This window comes from Streptosporangium sp. NPDC000509 (assembly GCF_042898365.1).
GTDB lineage: Bacteria > Actinomycetota > Actinomycetes > Streptosporangiales > Streptosporangiaceae > Streptosporangium.
In genome coordinates, this window is the sequence record NZ_JBIAYX010000003.1 from 521,222 (window position 1) to 543,264 (window position 22,043).

Annotated in this window: 18 protein-coding genes; 8 read left to right on the forward strand and 10 right to left on the reverse strand. The window is 71.1% G+C overall.

The window, feature by feature from the left end:
• Positions 1-136 precede the first annotated feature (136 nt).
• On the forward strand, positions 137-1,120 hold the full coding sequence (locus ACFY3D_RS08665) for a BtrH N-terminal domain-containing protein (protein WP_389976542.1): 984 nt from the start codon (positions 137-139) through the stop codon (positions 1,118-1,120).
• A 169-nt stretch (positions 1,121-1,289) separates the two neighbouring features.
• Here the strand turns inward: ACFY3D_RS08665 and ACFY3D_RS08670 are convergent, their stop codons facing one another.
• Complete coding sequence (locus ACFY3D_RS08670; protein WP_389976545.1) at positions 1,290-2,762, reverse strand: ATP-binding protein; 1,473 nt, start codon at positions 2,760-2,762, stop codon at positions 1,290-1,292.
• A gap of 834 nt (positions 2,763-3,596) precedes the next feature.
• Here ACFY3D_RS08670 and ACFY3D_RS08675 point away from each other — a divergent pair.
• Entirely contained in the window at positions 3,597-4,502 is a 906-nt protein-coding gene (locus ACFY3D_RS08675) for an SDR family NAD(P)-dependent oxidoreductase (protein ID WP_389976549.1), read from the forward strand.
• A 98-nt stretch (positions 4,503-4,600) separates the two neighbouring features.
• Here the strand turns inward: ACFY3D_RS08675 and ACFY3D_RS08680 are convergent, their stop codons facing one another.
• The 4 genes from ACFY3D_RS08680 to ACFY3D_RS08695 all read right to left on the reverse strand — a co-directional run bounded on the left by ACFY3D_RS08680 (position 4,601) and on the right by ACFY3D_RS08695 (position 8,853).
• The gene (locus tag ACFY3D_RS08680) at positions 4,601-5,377 is read right to left on the reverse strand and encodes an enoyl-CoA hydratase/isomerase family protein (protein WP_389976552.1); all 777 of its coding nucleotides are present in this window, start codon (positions 5,375-5,377) and stop codon (positions 4,601-4,603) included.
• Positions 5,374-6,000, reverse strand: coding sequence for a carboxymuconolactone decarboxylase family protein (locus tag ACFY3D_RS08685; protein ID WP_389976555.1), 627 nt, complete (start codon positions 5,998-6,000; stop codon positions 5,374-5,376). The genes ACFY3D_RS08680 and ACFY3D_RS08685 overlap by 4 nt, the downstream gene beginning before the upstream one ends.
• A gap of 103 nt (positions 6,001-6,103) precedes the next feature.
• Positions 6,104-7,831 carry a CocE/NonD family hydrolase gene (locus ACFY3D_RS08690; protein ID WP_389976558.1) on the reverse strand — a complete coding sequence of 576 codons (1,728 nt, stop codon included), beginning with the start codon at positions 7,829-7,831 and terminating at the stop codon, positions 6,104-6,106.
• Positions 7,831-8,853: a fumarylacetoacetate hydrolase family protein gene (locus ACFY3D_RS08695; RefSeq protein WP_389976561.1), complete on the reverse strand. Its 1,023-nt coding sequence runs from the start codon at positions 8,851-8,853 to the stop codon at positions 7,831-7,833. Before ACFY3D_RS08695 ends, ACFY3D_RS08690 begins: the two co-directional genes overlap by 1 nt.
• Positions 8,854-9,019: 166 nt before the next feature.
• Between ACFY3D_RS08695 and ACFY3D_RS08700 the strand changes: the two genes are divergently transcribed.
• Positions 9,020-10,264, forward strand: coding sequence for an LLM class flavin-dependent oxidoreductase (locus ACFY3D_RS08700; protein WP_362896488.1), 1,245 nt, complete (start codon positions 9,020-9,022; stop codon positions 10,262-10,264).
• 214 nt (positions 10,265-10,478) lie between these two features.
• Positions 10,479-11,702: an alpha/beta hydrolase family protein gene (locus ACFY3D_RS08705; RefSeq protein WP_389976564.1), complete on the forward strand. Its 1,224-nt coding sequence runs from the start codon at positions 10,479-10,481 to the stop codon at positions 11,700-11,702.
• Positions 11,703-12,067: 365 nt separating this feature from the next.
• On the opposite strand, the gene ACFY3D_RS08710 is transcribed toward ACFY3D_RS08705, so the two are convergent.
• From ACFY3D_RS08710 to ACFY3D_RS08730, 5 genes are read right to left on the reverse strand one after another with little or no spacing between them, the layout of a single operon-like run.
• Positions 12,068-12,505: a Zn-ribbon domain-containing OB-fold protein gene (locus ACFY3D_RS08710; RefSeq protein WP_389976567.1), complete on the reverse strand. Its 438-nt coding sequence runs from the start codon at positions 12,503-12,505 to the stop codon at positions 12,068-12,070.
• Positions 12,502-13,671, reverse strand: a complete 1,170-nt coding sequence (locus ACFY3D_RS08715; RefSeq protein WP_362896492.1) for an acetyl-CoA acetyltransferase — start codon at positions 13,669-13,671, stop codon at positions 12,502-12,504. Before ACFY3D_RS08715 ends, ACFY3D_RS08710 begins: the two co-directional genes overlap by 4 nt.
• A gap of 27 nt (positions 13,672-13,698) precedes the next feature.
• Positions 13,699-14,931 carry an acyl-CoA dehydrogenase family protein gene (locus ACFY3D_RS08720; protein ID WP_362896494.1) on the reverse strand — a complete coding sequence of 411 codons (1,233 nt, stop codon included), beginning with the start codon at positions 14,929-14,931 and terminating at the stop codon, positions 13,699-13,701.
• Complete coding sequence (locus ACFY3D_RS08725) at positions 14,928-16,517, reverse strand: class I adenylate-forming enzyme family protein (protein WP_389976569.1); 1,590 nt, start codon at positions 16,515-16,517, stop codon at positions 14,928-14,930. The genes ACFY3D_RS08720 and ACFY3D_RS08725 overlap by 4 nt, the downstream gene beginning before the upstream one ends.
• A gap of 1 nt (position 16,518) precedes the next feature.
• Positions 16,519-17,412 carry an SDR family NAD(P)-dependent oxidoreductase gene (locus tag ACFY3D_RS08730; RefSeq protein WP_389976572.1) on the reverse strand — a complete coding sequence of 298 codons (894 nt, stop codon included), beginning with the start codon at positions 17,410-17,412 and terminating at the stop codon, positions 16,519-16,521.
• 141 nt (positions 17,413-17,553) lie between these two features.
• Between ACFY3D_RS08730 and ACFY3D_RS08735 the strand changes: the two genes are divergently transcribed.
• The 4 genes from ACFY3D_RS08735 to ACFY3D_RS08750 all read left to right on the forward strand — a co-directional run bounded on the left by ACFY3D_RS08735 (position 17,554) and on the right by ACFY3D_RS08750 (position 21,684).
• Positions 17,554-18,705, forward strand: coding sequence for an acyl-CoA dehydrogenase family protein (locus tag ACFY3D_RS08735; RefSeq protein ID WP_389976575.1), 1,152 nt, complete (start codon positions 17,554-17,556; stop codon positions 18,703-18,705).
• Positions 18,702-19,181, forward strand: coding sequence for a flavin reductase family protein (locus ACFY3D_RS08740; RefSeq protein WP_350942961.1), 480 nt, complete (start codon positions 18,702-18,704; stop codon positions 19,179-19,181). Before ACFY3D_RS08735 ends, ACFY3D_RS08740 begins: the two co-directional genes overlap by 4 nt.
• Positions 19,182-19,216: 35 nt before the next feature.
• Positions 19,217-20,398, forward strand: coding sequence for an alpha/beta hydrolase family protein (locus ACFY3D_RS08745; protein WP_389976578.1), 1,182 nt, complete (start codon positions 19,217-19,219; stop codon positions 20,396-20,398).
• A gap of 137 nt (positions 20,399-20,535) precedes the next feature.
• Positions 20,536-21,684: an amidohydrolase family protein gene (locus ACFY3D_RS08750; RefSeq protein WP_389976581.1), complete on the forward strand. Its 1,149-nt coding sequence runs from the start codon at positions 20,536-20,538 to the stop codon at positions 21,682-21,684.
• The last annotated feature ends 359 nt before the right edge of the window (positions 21,685-22,043 follow it).

Consider the following 22,043-nt stretch of genomic DNA (forward strand, 5'->3'; position numbering starts at 1 on the left):
CGAACGGGCGCCCCTTCCCCACCGCCCACCCCGGGAGGCCGCGTGCTACTCTCGGCGCCCCCGTTGATCGATCATGAAGATGCCGAGAACGGGGGCGGTGTCACCGTCCGTCACACCGACACGAGGAGGGCGGAACATGACCGTCGTGAGGGACGTCGAGGCCCGCGGCACGCAGCACTGCGAGACGACGGCGCTGGGAGTGCTGCTGCGGCACGAGGGGCTCGATCTTTCCGAGCCGATGCTGTTCGGGCTGGGCTCCGGCCTGTCCTTCATCTACTGGGACAGCAAGGCCATGGCGTTCCCCTTCCTCGGAGGCCGCGTCAAGCCTTTCGAACTCACCAGGAACCTGGCCGCCAGGCTGGGGCTGACGTTGACGGTCGAGGAGACCACCTCGGCGCGCAAGGCGTGGGAGAACGTGGCCGCCCCCATCGACGCCGGTCGTCCGGTCGGCCTCCAGCTCGACTGCTACCACCTGGACTATTTCCGGTCCAGGGTGCACTTCGGCGGTCATGTCGTCGCGATGTACGGCTACGACGAGCACGACGCCTATCTCGTGGACACCGACCAGCAGGGAGGAGCGGTGCGCAACAGCCGGGCCGGCCTCGCCAGGGCGCGTGCCGAACGTGGCCCGATGACCGCCAGGAATCGGTCCTTCACCATCGCCACGCCGGCTCGTCCGCTCTCCTGGCAGGAGCAGATCATCCCCGCCGTCAGGGACTGCGCCGACGCCTTTCTCTCCGCCCCCATCTCGAACGTGGGGCATCGCGGTATCGAGAAGGCCGGCAAAAAGGTGCCCGGATGGCTGCTACGGGCCGGGGAGCCGAAGCAGGATCTGCCGCAGGTCGCCCTCCTCATGGAGAAGGGCGGCACCGGCGGCGCCCTGTTTCGCGCCCTTTATCGCGACTTCCTCGACGAATGCACCCGGCTGATCGACAACGACGACCTCCGCACCGGTCACCGGCTGTACGCCGAGGCCGCCGTCCTGTGGACGGACGTGGCCACCTTGATCACGAAGGCCGGAGAGAGCGGCGACGCGGAACACCTCAGGCAGGCCGGCGTCATCCTCCACGATCTTTCGCGCATCGAGAAGGACGCCATGCGGGTCCTGCGTCGCCTGTAGCCGAAAACGGCTCATGGCGCACCCGCGGGAACCGGTCCTCGGCATACCTGGCAGGGCCCCGGCACGTTGAGGGCCTACGGAGCTCATCGGCCTGCTCATCGGCCTGCTCGTAGGGATGCATGCCGCAGTGTCCGGACTACTGGAAAAGCTCGGACCGGTCCGATCGCGATCACGAACCTGTGTACAACCGCTCCAGCCCCACCAACTGCACCCGTCCACCGCTGCGCGCCGCCGCGTCCTGCAACGCCGGCATGAACCCCATCCCGCTGAACAGCAGCAGCCGCCCCGGCGCCTCGCCCTTGGCCGCGAGGAGCGCCGCCACCCGCTCAAGCCTCTCCAGGTGCCCAAGCCCTACGACGTCCCCCCACTTGGCCTCCCCGATGGCCAGTAGTGCGCCGTCAGGGCTGTGGACAGCGACGTCCACCTCATGGCCTGTACGGCTGGTGACATCGTGAACAACCCCCGACTGGACACTTCCCGCCATATCACCCAGCGTCTCCTCGGACGCGAAGTCTTCACACCACACCCGACACATTCGCTCGTACACCGGCCCCGCGACGTTACTGCGAAAGCGGGGCTGAGCGGCACGCCAAATCCGCTCGGTACGCCCCTCCCGCGCCCTTTCCAGCTGCGCCCAGTAGGGGCGCATGATCGCGTGATAGAAGCGGACGAGCGGCTCGGTGATCCGATACTCGGAGCGGTTCCGGCGGAAGGCGTCCGGGTCGGCCACGAGGAGGCCGGCGTCCTCCAGAACGGTCAGGTGATGAGAAATGTCGACGGCTTTGCGCTCGATTCTGCTCGCGATACCACTGCGGGTCGCATTGCCCTCGGCGACCGCGGCCAGAACCGTGTGATAAAGGCCGGTGTCGCGCAGCGCCGGGTCCTCGGCCAGCAGGAAACGCACCTCGCGGAAAAGAGGGCTGGCCGGGTTGAGAACGTACTCCACGACCCAGCGGTCGAAGTCGGCCAGACCCGCCGGGGCGATCCCGGCCAGATATTCGGTGCGGTAGGCGGGGGTGCCGCCGACGACGAAGTAGACCAGGGCCGCCAGTCGAGGCTCGGCCGTCAGCCCCCAGAACTCGGCGGCCAACCGAAAGTTGAAGGTGGGCACCACCAGTTCCAACCCGGCCCTCCCGCGCAGCGGCGCCTGCCCGGAGAGCAGGCCGCCCATGAAGGAGATCGACGACCCGCACAGCAGCAGACGCGACCGTGACGCCCCCCGCTGCTTGCGGCGCGGCGACAGAGCCTTCTGGATGACCGAAGGCAGGTCCTTGGCATCACGCACCAGGTAGGGGAACTCGTCGAGAACGACGGGAACGGTCCGTTCATCCCCCAAGGAGAGCAGGCCGTCGATTCCCTCCTCCCAGTTTTCGAACCTGACCCGTCCCGGTGTCCCGGCGAACGCGGAGACGGCCTCCCCGAGTTGGCGCAGCGCCTCCGCCCTGGGCACGGCCTCGGTGGCGGCGTAGTAGAAACCACCGGTCGCCTCACAGACGGCTTCCAGCAGGAACGTCTTGCCCTGCCGGCGTCGTCCGGAGACCACCCCGAGTGTGGCCCCCCGGGAGTCGTTGGCGACGAACCGCGAGAGCTGCTCCCACTCCCACTCGCGGTCGAACATGTCCGACGGCCGCGGCAGTGACATCTTGACCTTCTCCTTTTAGGAGTACAGTACTTAAAAGTGTACTCCTAAAAACGCGCGCGCACGGGCACCATGCGGTTGACACACTTCCCAAGCCGACAGGCGCGGGCTCGATCCCCGTCACTCGCTCCGGGCGCGAAGGGCCAGACGCGAAGGGCCGGGCCAGAGGTCATGTCTCTGCCGAGACCCCATCATTTCCAAGGCCATCGGCTGAGCCTGCCCAGCCCTGCGGTTTGCGCCAGAGGATGCTGTAGTGCACCAGAAGGTGACGGCGACACCGGGGCCACAGATGAATTGGGGGCCGACGCGGAAACGCATTCGGGGACCGAGGCCGCCGTCCTGTGGACGGACGTGACCACCTTGAACACGAAGGCCGGAGAGGACGGCGACGCGGAACACCTCAGGCAGGCCGGCGTCATCCTCCACGATCTTTCGCGCATCGAGAAGGACGCCATGCGGGTCCTGCGTCGCCTGTGGCCGAAAACGGCTCATGGCGCACCCGCCGGAAACGCTCCTCGGCACACCCGGCGGCAGACCCTTCGCGACCCCGTCCCCGACATCGCTCGCCCTCCCCTGGGAGGACGAGCGATGTCGCCGCACAGCGCGACAGGGGAAAAGCCTTCACGGCGAATCGCACCCACTTCCCACACACCTGAATTCAAAAAAGAATATGACAATGGCACGGCAGGCACATTTCGCCGACCGACAGATAATGTCCGATATGCATTGATGTGGGAACTCGGCTTTATTTACAATAAGGAAGGTTCTTCCGTTCGTCCTGGCGGAGTTTTCCGCGGGGTCCCGGCGGAGTTCGATTTCCAAGGCATGGAGAGTGGCATGACGGCTTCATCCGGCACCCGCGGCGGGCTCGACCTGAGCGGGCGGGCCTGCATCGTCACCGGGGCCGCGCGGGGCATCGGGGCGGCCGAGGCCCGGCTGCTGGCGCGGCGCGGGGCGGCGGTGCTGTGCGCGGACCTCGCGGACAGCGGGCCGCTGGCCGAGGAGATCCGGGACGCGGGCGGCACCGCCGTGGCCTGGCGGGGGGACCTCGCGGAGAAGGGCGCGGCCGAGGACGTGCTGGACGCGGCGGAGGGGTTCGGGGTGCCGGTGTCGGTTCTGGTGAACAACGCCGGGATCGTCAGGGACCGGATGGTCTTCAATCTGGACGACGACGACTGGGAGGCGGTGCTCGCGGTCAACCTGACCGCACCCTTCCGGCTGTGCCGGGCGCTCGCCCGACACTGGCGGGCGAACCCGGGGGGCGGGCGCCGGATCGTGAACACGAGCAGCGAGTCGGGCCTGTACGGCAACGCGGGGCAGGGCAACTACGCGGCGGCCAAGGCCGGGCTGGCCTCGCTCACCCTGACCATGGCGGCCGAGCTGGGCCGGTACGGGGTGTGCGTCAACGCGATCGCGCCTCGGGCGCGGACCCCGATGAGCGAGGCGGCGTTCGGCGGTCTGCCCGACGGCGCGCTGCCCGCCGAACGCATCGCGACCGTGGTGGCCTGGCTCGCCGGTCCCGAGAGCGAGGACGTGACGGGACAGGTCTTCGTCGTCGCCGGGAACACGGTGCGGCGGATGCGAACCTGGTCGCCGGTGCGCACGGCCCCGCAACCGGCCGACTGGTCGGCGGAGTCCGCCGCGCGGTTCCGTGACGGGCTGTTCGCGGGGGACGAGACCCGGTACGTGCCCGCTCCGATCGGCGCCCTGTTCACCGAGGGGACCGGCGAAGGGCTCGGCTGAGCGGGCACCGGGGCATGCGAAAGGCTCGGCCGGGCGGGTATCGAGGCATGTGAAGGGCTCGGCTGAGCGGATACCGGGGCATGAGGTCTTCCCGCCGGTCACGGCTGCCCGGAGGCCGGCAGGGGCGGGAAGGAGCGGGCGTCGACCGCGGCGAGCGACTCCAGGGCGAGCCCGTGCGCCAAGCCGAATTGCAGCTCGCGCCGGATCAGCATCGTCAGGCAGGCGCGGGTGTAGCGCAGGGTGAGGGTGGTGTTGCCGGCGAGCTGCCGGGCGAGCTCCCAGGCGCGCTCCAGCAGCCGCTCCCGCGGCAGCACCTCGGCGACCAGGCCGAGTTCCAGCGCCTCGTGGGCGTCGATGGTCCGGCCGGTGAGCAGAAAGTGCCTCGCCCTGTTCATCCCGAGCAGCCAGGGCCAGACGATGTGCACGCCGTCGCCCGGCACCACCCCGGCGACCACGTGCTGGTGGTCGGCGAAGGCGGCCGTCTCGGAGGCGAGCACGATGTCGGAGAGCAGCGCGAGTTCGGCGTGCTCGGTGGCGGGGCCGTTCACCGCGGCGATCACCGGGACCTCGATGTCGAGCAGGTCGAAGAGCATGTGCCGCCCCTCGTGGGCGATCCGGTCCCAGCCCAGCGGGGTGGTGTTGCGCCGCTCGAACGCCATCTCGGTCAGGAAGTCGGGTCCGGTGCCGGTCAGGATGACCACCCGGTTTTCCGGGTCCGTGGCGATCTGCCGGAACGCCTCCGGCAGTTCGCGGTGTGCCCGCTCGCTCCACTTCAGCGATCCGCCGTCGGTGTGCAGCGAGACCTGCAGGATGCCGTCGTGCCGTTCCATCGCGACGTCGGCGAACCGGTCGCGATACTCCTCGAACCCGCTCACCGGCCCGGCACCCCCGCCTCGCGCCCCTCAGGGCGGCGGCCGTCGGGTGCCCAGGGCCGGTAGCCCGGCTCCAGCGGCACCTGGAAGGTGGCCATCAGGGTGGTGAGGGCGCGCCAGATCGCGATCACGTAGCAGATCTCGACGACCTCGCCGTCGTTCGCCAGCCCCGACCTCAGGTCGCCCAGGGTCTCCGGGGAGATCCGGTCGTCGCGCACCATCTCGTCCACCGCGCGCATCACGGCGCGCTCGACGGCCCCGAACTCCGGGTGGTCCGCGCCCTCGCGGACGCCGAGCACGTCGGAGGGGCGCTTGCCCGGCAGGTCGACGTCGACCGTCGGGGAGTAGTGGTGTGCCCACAGGTACTCGGAGCCGGTGGCCCAGGCCACCCGCATGATCGCGAGTTCGCGCAGCCGGGTGGCCTCCGGGCGGACGGTGAGCCGCCCCTCCCACAGGATCCGGTCGTTGATCTCGTTCTCCACCCGGGCGGACTGCGGAGAGTTCATCAGCAGGCGGTAGAAGTGGATCCGCGACATCTCCTCGCGCATCCCCACCTCGACCGCGATCCGCGCGGCCTCCTCCACGGGGAGCATCGGAATGAGCCCCTGGGGTTCGTCGGTCGGCATGGCCGCCCCTTTCTGATCTCCTCGCCGGAATCCGGAATCCGGAATTCCGAATCCGGGATGCCGCGGTGCCCCGACCTCACCCCGGCTGCCGTTATCCCCGCCGTTACCAGGTGGGGGTGACGGGCAGGACGAGCGCCGAAGGATGCTCGGCGTCGTGCAGGATCGTCTGCATCGCGACCCGCAGGTCCCGGTGCGAGGCGGCCGTGCCGTCGGCGGTGTTGGGATGCCGGTCGTACTTGGGGAACGAACTGCTGGAGACCTCCAGCCGGATCCGGTGTCCCGGCAGGAAGACGTTCCCCGTGGCGATCAGGTCCACCTCGACCCGGATCGGGCCGTCCCCCGCCGCCGTGACCTCCGCCGCGGTGATCCGCCGGATGCCGTCGCAGAGCAGGTACGCCCGGCCGTCGGGATGGACGTCCACCAGCTTGGCGGTCACGTCGGTGGCCGGGGCGGTGGTACGCAGGTACAGCACGGCGTGCACCGGGCCGATCACCTCGACCGGCTCGCTCAGCGGGTCTCCGCTGTAGACCAGGACGTCGTCGCGGTCCTCGACCGCGCTCTGGTCCATCGGGCCGGAGTTGGCGGCCGGGTTGGGCAGGTAGACGGCGCCGCCTCGGGTGGGTACCGGGTGGCGCGGGTCGTACAGGAAGGCGTCGTGCGGCTCGTCGCCGCGCGGCGGCTCGGTGCTCAGCCGGCCGTCCCCGTGCCGGGAGTTGGCCGTCCCGCCGCCGCGCAGGTACCACTCGGTGGGGCGGGCGCGGGCGAGCGGCCACTCCTGCTCGTCGCGCCACTCGTCGGCGCCCATCACGAACACGCGCACCGGCGGCAGGTCGGGGCCCGGGCCGTCGGCGAGGTGCCGCCCGAACCAGGCGAGCTGGATCCCCTCCAGGTCCATCCCGACGGGGAAGCGCCGCTCAGGGCCGCAGGAGTCGCCGAACAACGCGGGCGCCCACTGGGTCCACGGGCCGATGACGAGGCGCTGCGCCTCGGCGGCCGGGCCGCCCGCGTCCTTGATCGCCTGGTAGGCGGCGAGGTTGCCGTCCAGGTGCACGTTGTACCAGCCGGCCACGTGCAGCACGGGGAGGTCGGTCTCCGCCAGCGCCTCGCGGGCACTGAGCCGGTCCCAGTACGGGTCGCCCGGCGGGTGGGCGAGCCACTCCCCGTAGTGCGGGGCGACGCCGTCCAGGGCGGGCACGTCGGAGAGCGGGAGGGCGCGGAAGGCGGCGTCCGGGTCGCGCAGGGCGCGCGCCAGGGCGCCGGAGGCCGTCCGGTGGGCGTCCGCGCCGTCACGGACGACGGCGCGGCGGAGTTGGTCGGGGGCGAGGTTGGCGAGGCTCCACCAGAGGTTGAAACCGAGCTGGAACGCGCCGCCGCGCCAGACCCAGCCGCCGTCGAACTCGGACGCGGTGAAGTGCGGCACGATCGTCCGCAGCCCGGGCGGCCGGCGCCGGAGCGCCTGCCACTGCGGGACGCCGTTGTTCGACGCCCCGTACATACCGACCCTGCCGTTGGACCACGGCTGCGCGGCGGCCCACTCCACACAGGCGGCGGCGTCCGCGCCCGAGCCCTCGAACGGGCGGAACGGCTCGTCGCCGCCGGAGCGGAACCGGCCGCGCGCGTCCACCACCACGACGGCGAACCCCTCGTCCACCGCACGCTCGGGGTTGATCACACCGTAGACCGAGGCCCAGTTCGACTTGTCGTAGGCGGTGTACTGGAGCAGCACCGGCCGCGGGCCGAAAGCCGGGTCGCGGTAGACGTCGGCGCGCAGCATCACCCCGTCGGGCAGCGGGATCCGTACGTCCCGCTCGCGCAGGACCGGGGGCCGCATCAGTCCTCGCCCACGGTGGCCCGCACCACGCGGGTCTCCAGCGCGCCGAGCCCGTCGATCTCCAGCCGGACCACGTCGTCCGGCCTGATCCAGCGGTCGATCTCGATTCCCGCGCCGGTGCCGACCGTGCCGGAGCCGAGCAGGTCGCCCGGCAGCAGGGTCTCCCCCGCCGACGCGTGCGCGACGATCTGCTCGATCGACCAGTGGATCGTCGCGGCGGAGCCCTCCGACCACAGCTCGCCGTTGACGAAGGCCCGCATCCCCGCGCCGAAAGGGCGGGGGATCTCGTCGGCGGTGACGAGGTACGGGCCGGTGGCACAGCCCCGGTCGAAGCCCTTGGTCTTGGCCGGTCCGACCCGGGTGCCCATCTCGCGGCCCTGCACGTCGCGGCAGGACAGGTCGTTGAAGATGGTGAGCCCGGCGATGTGCTCCCAGGCCCGCTCCGGCGGGATGTCCCGGCCGCGGCGGCCGATCACGATCGCGAACTCCAGCTCGTAGTCGAGCTTCTCGGTGTAGGCGGGCCACTGGCCGGGCTCGTCGGGGCCGAACACCGAGGCGCTGCGCGTCACGTAGTGCGACGGGGCCTCGTACCACTCCTGCGGGACCTCGCGGCCGAGGTTGCGCAGGGCGTTGACCATGTGGTCCTCGAAGGCGAAGAAGTCGCGCACGGTCGGCGGCCGGTCGACGGGGGCGAGCAGGCGGACCGCGTCGCGCCGGTAGGCGTGCGCGCCGAGCGGGCCCGACCGTCCCAGCGCGGCCTCGGCGTCGCCCAGCGCGTCGAGCAGCCGCCGCGCCTCGTCCTCGGCGCGCCCGCCCGACCCCAGCAGGGCGACGGTGCTTCCGGGAAAGGTCGCACGGGCGAGCTCGGAGGCGCGGCCGGCCTCTCCGCCGTCGGCGAGGATCTCCGAGGCGAGGAGCGCGGCGAGGTCGACGACGATCGGGGCGTCGAGTGCTCCGACCGCGGCTCCCGCGCGTACCTCGGCGTCCGGCCAGCCATGCGGTGTGAAGCGGCAAATCCTCATGGGAACCCTCCGTCGATCGCGACCGAATGGCCGTTCCGTTGTGAAGTGCGGTTTATTGCGGGAGCCGTTAATCCGTCGTTACGGATCACGGAGAACAGCCAGGTAACTGGCCGTCCCGTTCGATATCGGCAGTGGATTCGGTCTGTGACTGCTGAGGAGTGGGACTGTGGGCGTCAAGGCGATCGTTCAGCTGTATCCGGTCATCCCGGTCGAGGGCGGGGCCTCCGGTCGCGCGGCCCGGCGACCGCTGGGGCGCGACCGCGACGAGTTTCAGAAGGTCATGCGGGACTGGGCGAGAATCGCCAAGGCCGCGGAGGACCTGGGGTACTGGGGCATCGCCGGCATCGAGCACCATTTCCACTCCGAGGGGTACGAGATCTCCCCGTCCCCCGGAGTGGTCAACGCCTGGCTGGGCGCGCACACCAGCCGGATCAACATCGGCACCAACGGCTACGTGCTGGGCACCCAGGACGCCATCCGGGTGGCCGAGGAGTGCGCCATGCTCGACCACATGCTCGAAGGCCGCTTCTGGACCGGGGTGAGCCGCGGCTACCAGTCGCGCTGGACCGACGTGCTCGGCCAGCACCTGGGCACCCAGGCCACGCTGTCGGACGGCGGCGCGGCCGACAAGGCGAACCGGGGGATCTTCGAGGAGCAGGTCGACCTGATGCTCAAGGCCTGGACCCAGGACTCCTTCGACTTCAACGGCTCCCGGGTCCAGGTGCCGTTCCCCTACGACACCGGTATCGCCGGCTACCCGGCCGCCGACACCGCGTCGCTGATGGGCGCGGTGGACGAGATCGACGGGGACGGGGTGATCCGGAAGATCTCCGTCACCCCGGCGCCGTACCAGCGTCCGCACCCGCCGGTGTTCGTGGCGTCCTCCAGCTCGGAGGAGTCGATCCGGTACTGCGCGCGCAACGGCTTCGTGGTGTGCAGTTTCTCCCCCTCCTCCCGCACCGAGGAGTTCGCCCGCGTGTACGCGGAGGAGGCGGCCGCGGTCGGCCACCCGCTGCCGCTGGGCGCCAACCAGGCCCCGGTGCGGTGGCCGCACATCACCGACTCCCCCGCGGCGTTCGACAAGGCCCTGCTGGACTACGACGCCGACATCTTCGAGCACTTCTACGCGAAGTTCTTCAAGAAGAAGATGGCGATGGGCGACGACGTGGTGCAGGCCGTCAAGGACTCCGGCCTGTTCCTGGGCGGCACCGTCGACCAGGCGCGGGCCCAGTTCTCCGCGGAGTGGGAGCGGGTCCCCTACGAGTACTCGGTGCTGATCTGGCACTGGGCGCAGCAGCCCGCCGACGACGTGATCCGCGAGATGGAACTGATGGCCACCAAGGTCTACCCGGAGATCGGCGGCATGGCCGGTCCGGAGGAGCGTCCGCTGGCGCAGTGGGCCACGACCTGACCCGGCGCCCGCGTACGACCGCCGCCCTCGACCCGGGGCGGCGGCACGGTGCGCCCGCCGTCCGGTGACGGCGGGCGCACCGGGTAACGCCACCCGTAATGCGGTGGCGCTATCAATATGAACCTCAACCACCAATCTCAGATGCCAGCGGACGAGGGCACATCCGCACGCGTGCGCGTCCGCCGCCCGTCTCGCCGTTTCGCGAGGAGTCGTCGTGTTCGAGTTCTTCCCAGGCGACCATGCCTGGTCGTCAACGGTGAACCTGGCCCTGATGGCCGGCGGTTCACTCGGCGACATGGAGTGCTGGCTGGGCCCGCTCCGCGACCTGCCGGCGGCGGACCCCTCGGCGGCGGACCCGCCCCTGACGAGGTTGGAGGTCTGGGCCGCCGCCTGGGCGGGGATGGCGCACCGGCAGGAGGAACTCGCCGCCCGGGACCTGAAGGCCGGGTACCCGGCGACGGCGGGGGCACGCTACCTGCGCGCCTCGGTGTACCACGCGAGCGGGCAGCGGGAGATCCCGCTGGGGCCCGCGAAGTCGGAGAGCTACGCCGCGGCCCTGCAGGCGTTCGGGAACGCGATGGAGTGCGCGGCCCTGCCGCTCGAGCGTGTCCACATCGACTCCCCCGACGGCATGATGCCCGGCTACCTGATCGCGCCGGACGCCGGCGACCCGCGGCCGGTGGTGATCGTCTACGGCGGCCTGGACCTGACCAAGGAACTGATGTACGCCGTGATGGGCACCGCGTTCGCCCGCCGGGGCGTCACCTGCCTGGTCGTCGACACCCCCGGCACCGGGGAGATGGTCCGGCTGCGCGGCGTGCCCTCGCGCCCGGACTACGAGGTGCCCACCGCGGCGATCATCGACTATCTGGAGACCCGGCGTGACGTGGACGCCCGGCGCGTGGCCGTGCTCGGCATCAGCTTCGGCGGGTACTACGCGGCCCGCGCGGCGGCGTTCGAGCCGCGGGTCTCGGCCTGCGTCTCGTGGGCCGGCAACTGGGACTGCGGCGCGGTGTGGAGACGACGCTGGGACGACCGCTCCGGCTACGAGCCGGCGTCGTGGTTCCTGCCCTGGGTGCTCGGCACACCGAGCGTGGAGCGGGCCCTGGAACGGTTGGAGGAGTGGACGCTCGCGACCGTGTGGCCGCGGGTGACCCAGCCCCTGCTCATCGTGCACGGGGAGGACGACCGGGAGATCCCGGTCGCCGACGCGCGCCGCGCCTTCGAGGCGGCCGGGTCGGAGGACAAGACGCTGCGCGTGTTCGCCTCCGGGGAGAGCGGCGCCGAGCACATGCAGACCGACGACCCGGACCCGACCCTGCGGCTGATCGCCGAGTGGCTGTCGCTGCGGATACCGGCGGAGGCGAGCCTGCCGCCGGAGGCGGGCGACCTGCCCGGGGGGACGAACCTGCGGGCACCCTCGCCGCAGGCGGTCTGACCCCCGGCTCTGTGCCCCGGCCTCTGGCCCGGGGCACCGGAACCGGCCCGAGGCACAGGAACACGGACGATCTCGGGCAGAGGAACACCGACGGCCTCTGACCCCGGGCACCGGAAACACCGACGGAGAAGCGCCCCGCCACCTCGGGGCGCTTCTCCGTCTGTCCGGCCGGGTCTGCGTCGGCCGGGTCCTCACCGGTCGGACACACGCCGACCGAGGTCTGTACCTGTGGGGTTCGCGCCGCCGGCCCGCGCCGACCAGGTCTTCACCCGTCGGTCCGTGGGTCGGCCCCGCTCCGGCCGGGGTACGCCCCCCGGCCGGGTGTGTCGCGTGAGCGGAGTCCGCGTCGGTCGTGTCAGTTCGCGTCAGTCCGCGGGGCGCCAGAACGGCAGGGACGCCTCATCGTTCAGCGGGACGAAGCCGACCTCGACCCGCATCCCGATCCGGACCTCGTCCACCTCGCAGCCGATCACGTTGCCCATGATCCGCGGCCCCTCGTCGAGTTCGACCACGGCGACCGCGTACGGGGTCCACTGGTTGAAGGGGAACGCCCCGTTCTGCCGCACCACGGAGAAGGTGTGCACGACGCCCCTGCCCGCGGTGGTCAGCCAGCCGGGCACGGCGCCGCACTCGACGCAGATCTGCCGGGGGTAGAACTGCCGGTGGGAGCATTCGGGGCACTCCTGCACCAGCAACTCGCCGCGCAGCGTGGCCTCCCAGTACGGCCGGGTGGAGGCGTCGAGCAGCGGTACCGGGCGGCCCTCCATCGGGGGCGCGTCAGCGGGGGTGGTGGCGTTCGTCATGCCTTGTCCTTTCCGAGGATCACGGTGCCCATCGCCGACAGCCAGCCGCCCGAGCCGCACGCCAGGGCGACCTCGGCGCCCTCGACCTGCGCCTCGCCCCCCTGGCCGCGCAGCTGCCTGGTGGCCTCGATGAGCAGGAAGATGCCGCGCATGCCGGGGTGGCAGGAGCTGAGCGCGCCGCCGTCGGTGTTCAGCGGCAGGGCGCCGCCGAGCTGCAGCGCGCCGGAGGCCGCGAACGGGCCTCCCTCGCCCTTCTTGCAGAACCCGAGGTCCTCCAGCATGAGCAGTGCGGTGATGGTGAAGCTGTCGTAGAGCTGCACCGTGTCGACGTCGTCGGGGGTGAGGCCCGCCTGGGCGAAGGCCTCCTTCCCGCTGCGCTCCGCGGCGGTGCGGGTGTAGTCGGGCATCTGGCTGATGTTCCAGTGCGTCTGCGCGGACGCGGCGCCCAGCACGTACACCGGCGGCTGGCGCAGGTCGCGGGCCCGCTCGGCGGTGGTCACGATCACCGCGCCGCCGCCGTCGGAGACCACGCAGCAGTCCAGCAGGTGCAGCGGGTCGGCGATCATGCGGGAGTTGACCACGTCCTCGACCGTCATCGGCTTGCGGTACTGCGCGTTCGGGTTGAGCGCGGCGTGCGTGCGGCAGGCCACCGCGATCGCGGCCAGCTGCTCGGAGGTGGTGCCGTACTCGTGCATGTGCCGCTGCGCGGCCATCGCGTAGGCGCCGATCAGCGAGTTGCCCCAGGGCGACTCGAACTGCAGGACGCCGGGGACCGCCTCGCCGGGCTTCTTGGCGCCGAAGCCGGGGTTGGTGCCCGACTTGGTGTACAGGTCGGAGCCGTAGACGATGAGCACGTTGTCGCACAGGCCGGCCCGGATCGCGGCGGCCGCGTGCTGGACGTGCAGCTCGAAGCTGGAGCCGCCGACGGCGGTGCCGTCGAAGTAGCGCGGGTTGATGCCCAGGATCTCGGCCATGGTGCCGGCGTTGTCGGGCTGCGCGAAGTCCCCCTGGGCGCACATGAACCCGTCGATCTCGCTCTTGGCGAGGCCGCAGTCGGCGAGTGCCCGCTGCGTGGCGAGCACGTGGTGTCCGACCGCGTCGAGATGCGGGGCCTTGGGGTAGTCACTCAGGCCGATCCCGGCGATGACTGGCGTGCGGTCAACCATGGGTGTGGTCTCTCCTCGTGAGGGTGGTCAGCGGTTGGGAGCCGGCTCGCGCGGGAGGCCGAGGATGCGCTCGGCCATGATGTTGCGCATGATCTCGTCGGTGCCTCCGGCGAGGCGCAGGGACGGCGCGCTCAGCATGAGCTCGGCCCAGACGTAGGTGCCCCACTCGCCGGTGTCGGCGGTCATGCGGGCTCCGAGGACGCGGCCGGCGAGCGCGCCGATGGCGCGTACGTTCTCCGAGTCCATCAGCTTGATGATCGAGGCCTCGGCGCCGGGTTCGCCCCCCGCGGCGCGGGCGGCGGCGCGCGCGGCGGTCCACCGGATGATGTCGCGCCGGATCGCGATCCGCGCGAACTCCGACCGGATGCCGGTGTCGCCTTCGAGGCCGAAGTGCCGGATCAGGCCGAGCAGCCGCTCGACCGGGTCGGAGGCGGGCGGGGAGGTCCGGTAGCCCATGGACGCCCGCTCGTTGCCGAGCGTGGTCATCGCCACCTTCCAGCCGTCGCCGGGCTTGCCGAGCACGTGGCTGTCGGGGACGAACACGTCGTCCACGAACACCTCGTTGAACGCCTCGCCGCCGGTCATCTGGCGCAGCGGGCGGACCTCCACGCCGGGGTCGTGCATGTCGATCATCAGCATGGTGAGGCCGCCGTGCTTGGAAGCCTCGGGGTCGGTGCGGACCAGCATCTCGCCGATGTCGCTGTAGTGGGCGCCGGAGGTCCACACCTTCTGCCCGCTCACCCGCCAGCCGTCGCCGTCGCGGACGCCTCGGCTGCGGACCCCGGCCAGGTCGGAGCCGGCCTCGGGCTCGGAGAAGAGCTGGCAGGCGAGCAGGTCGGCCCGGTACAGCGCGCGGAGGTATCGCTCCTTCACCTCCGGGGTGCCCCAGGCGAGCAGGGTCGGCGCGACGATGTGGTGGCCGACGACGAAGCAGGCCTCGGAGGGCAGCTCGTAGTCGGCGGCCACCTCGTCGAACAGCTCCTGGAAGCGCGCCTCCCGGCCGCCGCCGCCGTACTCGGCAGGGCCGGTGAGCCAGCCGAAGCCGGCGTCGAAGAGCTCGCGGCGGAAGGCCGTGGCGGCCTCCACCATCCGCAGTTCCTCCTCGCGGGTCGGCTCGGCGCCGGAGCTCAGCTCGTCGGAGCCGACGCCCCAGCCTTCCTGCGCCTCGGGGAGCGGCTTGGCGTGCGCGTCGAGGAACGCCCGGACGGCGTCCTGGAACGCGGCCTCGCCGGTGGGTGGATTTTCTGTCTGGTCGCTCACGCTTGCTCCCGCAGCAGACGGTGGAGCACCTTGCCGCTCGCGTTCTTGGGCAGGGTGCCGGTGTGGATTCGGATCTCGTCGGGCACCTTGTACTTCGCGAGGCGGTCCCTGCAGAAGCCCTGGATGCCCTCGGGCGTGGCCTCGGCCGCGGCCGTCTCGGTGAGGACGACGTGGGCTCGCACGGTCTGGCCCCAGTGCGGGTCGGGGACGCCGACGACGGCGCACTCGACCACGCCGGGGTAGGCGGACAGGACCGTCTCGATCTCGATCGGGTAGACGTTCTCGCCACCACGGATGATCATGTCGTCCTTGCGGCCCGCGAGGTACAGGTAGCCCTCCTCGTCGAGGTAGCCGAGGTCGCCGCCCTTGAACCAGCCGTTCACCACCACCTCGGCGGTCTTCTCCGGGCGGCCGTGGTAGCCGCTCATCACCATGTCGCTGCGGGTGACGATCTGGCCGACCTCTCCGATCGGCACCTCCCGGTCCTCGGCGTCCCAGATCCGCAGGTCGATGTTGTAGCCGGGGCGCCCCACCGACTTCAGCAGGTGCGGGTGCCCGTTCAGCGCGCGCAGGTGGTCCTCGGGGGTGAGCACGCTCTGCATGCCCGCCTCGGTTCCGGCGCCGAAGCCGTTGTAGAAGTCGCAGTCCATCACCGCCATCGCCCGCACCAGCAGGTCGGGCGACATCGGCGCGGCGCCGTAGAAGACCGAGCGCAGCGCGGCGAAGTCGGCCGGGGCCACGTCCGGCTCCCGCAGCAGCGCGCTGATCATGGTCGGCACCAGGAACACGTCGGTGAGGCCCTTGCGGCACCACCTCAGCAGCTCCGCCGGGTCCCACTGCGGAACGATCAGTGAGGTCGAGCTTCGCTGGATCGCGTTGAGCACCAGGCCGAGCCCGGCGACGTGGTACAGCGGGGAGGCCGAGTAGCGGAACTCGTCCCGCAGGAAGCGGTACTCCAGGACCGCGTTGGAGACCATCGTCTTCCACATGCGGTGCGACTGCATCACGCCCTTGGGCAGGCCGGTCGTGCCGCTGGTGAAGGCGAGCGCGACCACGTCCTCGTCCTCGACCGCGGCCGGTGTCGGGTCGCCGGCCGCGCCGAGCTCCAGGATCTCCTCCAGCGGGACGGTCCCCTCGACCGCCGTGCCGCGGCCGATCACGTGCGCCAGCTGCGGCAGCTCCGGCCGGGACCGCAGCACGTCGGGTGCGTACCGTTCGCCGACGAAGATCCAGGACGCCTCGGCGGTGCGCAGCAGGGTGGTGATCTCGGCGGGCGACAGCCGGTAGTTCAGCGGCACCGCCACCGCGCCGAGCTTGAACAGGGCGAGGAGGATCTCCACGTACTCCGGCGAGTCGGTGTCCAGGATCGCGACCCGCTCGCCCTGCCGCAGGCCCGTCTCCTGCATGCCGCGGGCGAGCCGGTGCACCCGGTCGCGGACCTCGGCGAAGGTGCGTGAGCCTTCCGCGGTGACGAAGCACTCCCGGTTCGGGGAGCGCCGCGCGGCCATGTCGATCCACTCCCCGATCCGGATCCCCGACAGGCGCTGCCCGGTCAGCGGGACCGGGCGGGTGCGCTGCTCGGTCATCTCACTTCCCCAGCATCTCGGCGAGGAGCTCCATCTCGGCCATGCTGTTGCCCGGCACCTGGTAGCCGGTGTCGTCGAAGATCTCGGTCAGGTGGTCGCGGACGTCCTCGGCGCTGAGGGAGTCGTCGACGTAGCCGCGGGTCATGCCGACGAACACCCTGGCCACCCGTCCGGCGCCCGCGCTGAGCACCTCGCCGGACAGCTCGCACGAGTCGTGGCACAGGTAGGCGACCACGGACGAGACCAGCGCGGGGTCCATCTTGTCGGCGATCGGGTTCTCGAAGCCCTCGGTCATCCGGGTGAGCGCCACCGGGCCGATCGCGTTCGCCTTGATGTCGTACTTGCGGCCCTCGATCGCGAGGACCTTGATGAGCCCGATCAGGCCCATCTTGGCCGAGGCGTACGACGCCTGGCCGAAGTTGCCGTAGAAGCCGGCCGAGGACGAGGTCACCACGACGCGTCCGAAGCCCTGCTCGCGGAAGACCCGCCAGGCCGGGCGGGTGACGTTGAAGGCGCCCTTCAGGTGCACGTCCAGCACCGGGTCCACGTCGTCGGGGCCGGTGTTGTGGAAGGTCTTGTCGCGCAGGATGCCGGCGTTGTTCACCACGACGTCCACCTGCCCGAACGCGGAGAGCGCGGTCTGGATCAGGGCCTCGCCGCCCTCGGGGGTGGCGACGGAGTTGACGTCGGCCACCGCGGTGCCGCCGAGCGCCTCGATCTCCTTCACCACGATCGCCGCCCGGCCGCTCTCGACGCCGTCCCCCGACAGGGACGTGCCCATGTCGTTGACGACGACCCTCGCGCCGCGGCGCCCCAGTTCGAGAGCGTGGGCCCGGCCGAGCCCTCCGCCCGCTCCCGTGACCACGGCGACCCGGCCGTCGAAGCTAAGATCCACGGTGACTTCCTCCTCTGGCTGTGGCCCCATACCGGTGTCGGCTCGGCATCGGTAGGAACGATCGCCCATGGGGAGTTACTGTGGGCGTTACGGCTCTCGCCGCTCATGCCGAGTGCACATCCCCCTTCTAACGTCCTGGCCATGAGCGGACTTCAACAACTGGCCGACGCGACCGCGGCGTTCACCGGCCTCGCCGAGGAGCACGAGGAGTTCCGGGACAGCGTGCGGTCGTTCGTGGAGCAGGTCTCCCCGGAATCACAGGTACGCCGCCTGATGGACACCGAGCCGGGTTACGACCCGCGGGTGTGGCGGCAGATGGCCGAACAGCTCGGCCTGCAGGGAATCGCGATCCCCGAGCGCTTCGGCGGCTCGGGGGCCTCCTTCCTCGAACTGGGCGTGGTGCTCGAGGAGACGGGCCGTGCCCTGCTGGGCGGGCCGTTCTTCGCCACCGTGGTGCTCGCCGCCAACGCCCTGCTCCTGTCCGGCGACAAGCGGGCGCAGCAGGACTTCCTGCCGGGGATCGCCGCCGGTGACACGATCGCCTCGGTGGCGATCACCGAGTCGTCCGGGTCCTGGTCGCCCGGCGACATCGCGCTGCGGGCGTCGCACGAGGACGACGTCTGGCGGCTGTCGGGAACCAAGTCGTTCGTACTGGACGGGCACACGGCCGATCTGCTGCTGGTCTTCGCCGGAACCGACGCCGGGCTCTCGCTGTTCGCCGTCTTCGGGGAGGCGTCCCGGCTGACCAGGACACAGCTGCCGACGATGGACAGGACGCGCCGGCAGGCGGTGCTGGAGTTCGACCGGACCCCGGCCCGGCTGATCGGCGAGGAGGGCGCCGCGGGTCCCGTGCTGGAGCGTCTGCTGGACCTGGCCGCGGTCGGCCTCGCCGCCGAGCAGGTCGGCGGCGCCCAGCGGTGCCTGGAGATGGCGGTCGAGTACGCCAAGGTGCGCAGCCAGTTCGGCCGGCTGATCGGCTCCTTCCAGGCGATCAAGCACCGGTGCGCGGACATGCTGACGGCGGTCGAGTCGGCCCGGTCGGCGGCGCACTACGCGATGTACGCGGCCGGGGAGGACCTGCCGGAGCTCCCGGTGGTCGCCGCCCTGGCCAAGTCCTACTGCTCGGAGGCCTACACCATGGTGGCGGGCGAGAACATCCACGTGCACGGGGGCATCGGGTTCACCTGGGAGCACCCGGCACACCTGTACTTCAAACGGGCGGCGTCCTCGGCGCTGCTCTTCGGCGACCCCGACCATCACCGGGCCAGGTACGCCGAAGGGGTGGGACTGTGAGCGCGCAGCCGGTCATCGCGGGCGACGACCTGCGCGGTGTGATGGCCTGCTTCGCCACCGGGGTGGTCGTGGTGACCGCGTCGGGGACGGACGGCCCGGTGGGGATGGCGGTGAACTCGTTCGTCTCGGTGTCGCTCGACCCGCCGCTGGTGCTGTTCTGCGCGGCGCGCACCTCGACCACCTGGCCGGCGATCCAGGCCGCCGGGCACTTCTGCGCCAACGTGCTCACGGCCGACCAGGAAGGGCTGGCCAGGCAGTTCGCCCGCCGCGGCGACCGGTTCGCGGGTGTGCCGCACAGCCCGGGCAGGACCGGCGCCCCCGTGCTGAGGGACGTGCACGCGCACGTGGAGTGCACGATCGTCGAAACCTACGAGGCCGGCGACCACACCCTGGTGCTCGGGCGGGTGCTGGAGCTCGCCGCCGACGACGAGGCCGCGCCGCTGCTCTTCTACCGCAGCGCCTACCGGCTGTTCTGACCACGATCCCGATGGACTCGACGAAGGAGTGACAAGTGGTTGCCGCGATCCGCAATGCCGAGTGGTGTGCCTGGTTCCCCGAGGACTACCGGTGGTCGTACAACGTGATGCTGGTGTTCGCCGTGGTGCCGACCGGTGGTGCCGAGGTCGGTGAGATCGACCGGGTCTGCCGGCGGCTCGCCGGTCACGTGGGTGACGACGAGCGCTGGTTCCGCGAGTGGGGCGCGATGGGCGACCACGTCCGGGGCCTCGCGGAGAAGGCCGAGGCGCGGGGCGACCGCCGCGCGGCCCTCGCGCACTACCGCCGGGCCACCAGCTACTACTTCGCCGCCGAGCGGTTCCGTTTTCCCAAGGACGAGGAGGCACTGACCTCCTACCGGGCGATGACGGACTGCTTCCGGCGCGCCGCCGAGCTGGACGACCGGTACACGATCGAGCACGTGGAGATCCCGTACGAGGACACCGCGCTGCCCGCGATCTTCATCTCCGCCGCCTCCTCGCCCGACGACCGGCGGCCCGCGGTGCTGTTCATGAGCGGGTTCGACGGCAACAAGGAGCACAACTGGTTCCTCGGCGCCGAGGACCTGATCGCCCGCGGCGTCTCGGTGCTGTCGCTGGACAGTCCCGGCGTCGGCGAGGCCGTACGCTTCCGCGGCATTCCGCTGCGGCACGACTACGAGGTGGCCGGCGGCGCGGCGATCGACTGGCTGGAGGGCCGCTCGGACGTGGACGCCGACCGGATCGGCGTGATGGCGCTCAGCCTGGGCGGCTACTACGCCTCGCGCTGCGCCAGCATGGAGCCCCGGTTCAAGGCCTGCGTCGCCTGGGGCGCGATCTGGGACTACCACCGGATCTGGCGCGAGCGGATCGAGGCGGCGTACGCCAAGCAGCTGCCGGTCCCCGGCGAGCACCTGGTCTGGTCCACCGGGACCTCCTCCAACGAGGAGGCTCTACGGCTGCTGGAGGACTTCCGGCTGGCCGACGTGGTGCCCCGGATGACCTGCCCGTTCCTGCTCGCGCACGGCGAGGACGACCAGCAGGTGCCGGTGTCGGACGCCCACCTGCTGTACGACGCCTGCGGCTCCGCGGACAAGACACTGCGGATCTTCACCAACGAGGAGGGGGCCGCGCAGCACTGCCACATGGACAACCTGTCGATCGCGGTGCCCGAGATCAACGGCTGGCTCGCCGACCGGCTCGGCGCCTCCGCCGGATAACGGCCCTGCGAAGGCGCAGGTTCGGATAACGACCGGCTTAACGGCGGGCGGCCTAGCGTGCTCCTGTCGGAGAGCGGTCGCTCCACCCACGATTCACCACGACCGCCGTGCCCGGCACGACCCATCTGGAGATTTCGATGACCACTGGTAAGCCCCGCCCGCTCATCTCGGTCGACTCCCACGTCGTGGAGCCGAAGGACCTCTGGCTCAAGCGGCTGCCGCAGCGCTTCCAGCACCAGGCACCCCAGGTCCAGTCCACCGACAAGGGCGACTTCTTCATCGTGCCCAACACCGGGATGTCGCCCAAGCCGGTCGGCACCGAGGGCGCCATGATCAACACAAAGATCAACAGTGTGATCACCAAGCCCACCGGCTACCGCTTCGAGGACCAGCGGCCCGGCGCGTACGACCCGGTCGCCCGGCTGGAGGACCAGGACAGTCAGGGCATCCTCGCCGAGATCGTCTACCCGGGCTGGCTGATCGTGCACAGCATCCCCGACTTCGAGCTCAAGGTCGCCTGCGTGCGCGCGTACAACGACTGGCTGTTCGAGGAGTTCTGCTCGCACAACCCCGACCGGCTGATCGGCGCGGTCGCGCTCCCGGTCGGCCCCGGCCCCGTCGAGCCCGCGATCGAGGAGGCGAGGCGCTGGGCCGAGCGCGGTGCCAAGACCTTCCTGCTCCCGCAGGCGGTCCCCGGCATGGCCTGGGGCGACGACCACTGGGAGCCGCTGTGGTCGGTGCTGGAGGAGATCGGGCTGCCCGTCGGGTTCCACCAGGCCGCCGGCCAGGTGGCCATGTTCAACGACAAGACCACCCCCGGCGTGTTCTGGACCACCGCCGTCGGCAACAAGATCAGCCTGGGCTGGGTGTTCATGCAGCTGGTCTACGGCGCGGTCCCCGAACGCCACCCGAACCTGCGGTTCATCCTGGTCGAGGGCGGCATCGGCTGGATCGCCTTCCAGCTCAACACCATGGACCACCTGTTCAACGACCACCACCGCTGGACGATCCCCGAGCTGGCGATGAAGCCCAGCGACTACTTCAACCGCAACTTCTGGGCCACCTTCGAGGACGACCGGCCGGGCATCCTCACCCTGCCCATGCTGGACGAGAAGCGGCTGATGTGGGCCGGGGACTATCCGCACACCGAGGGCAACTTCCCCTACTCGCAGGAGCAGGTCGCGCACGACTTCCAGGGCATCGACGAGTCGGTGGTCTCCGCGATCACCCACGACAACGCGATCGACCTGTTCGGCCTCTCGCTGCCGAGGCTCGTCAAGGCCTGACGGTGGTGCCCCGGGCCGTCAGGGCCTGGCGGTGCCCCTGTTCGTCAGGGCCTGACGGCGCTCCTCGCTCGTCAATCCCTGACGGCGTTCCTCGCTCCGTCGAGGCCTGACGGTCTCCCGGCCCTCGATGGCCCCCTCGACGGCTCTCGATGTCCGACGGGCTCCCGGCCCGTCGAGATCCGACGGGCGCGTCCGGATCCGGGGGGGGGGGGGGGGGCCCCCCCCCCCCCCCCCCCCCCCCCCCCCGCCCCCCCCCCCCCGCCCCCCCCCCCCCCCCCGGGCCGCCCCCCCCCCCCCCCCCCCCCCCCCCCCCCCCCCCCCCCCCCCCGCGGAAAAAAAAAGGACCCCCCCACCAAACG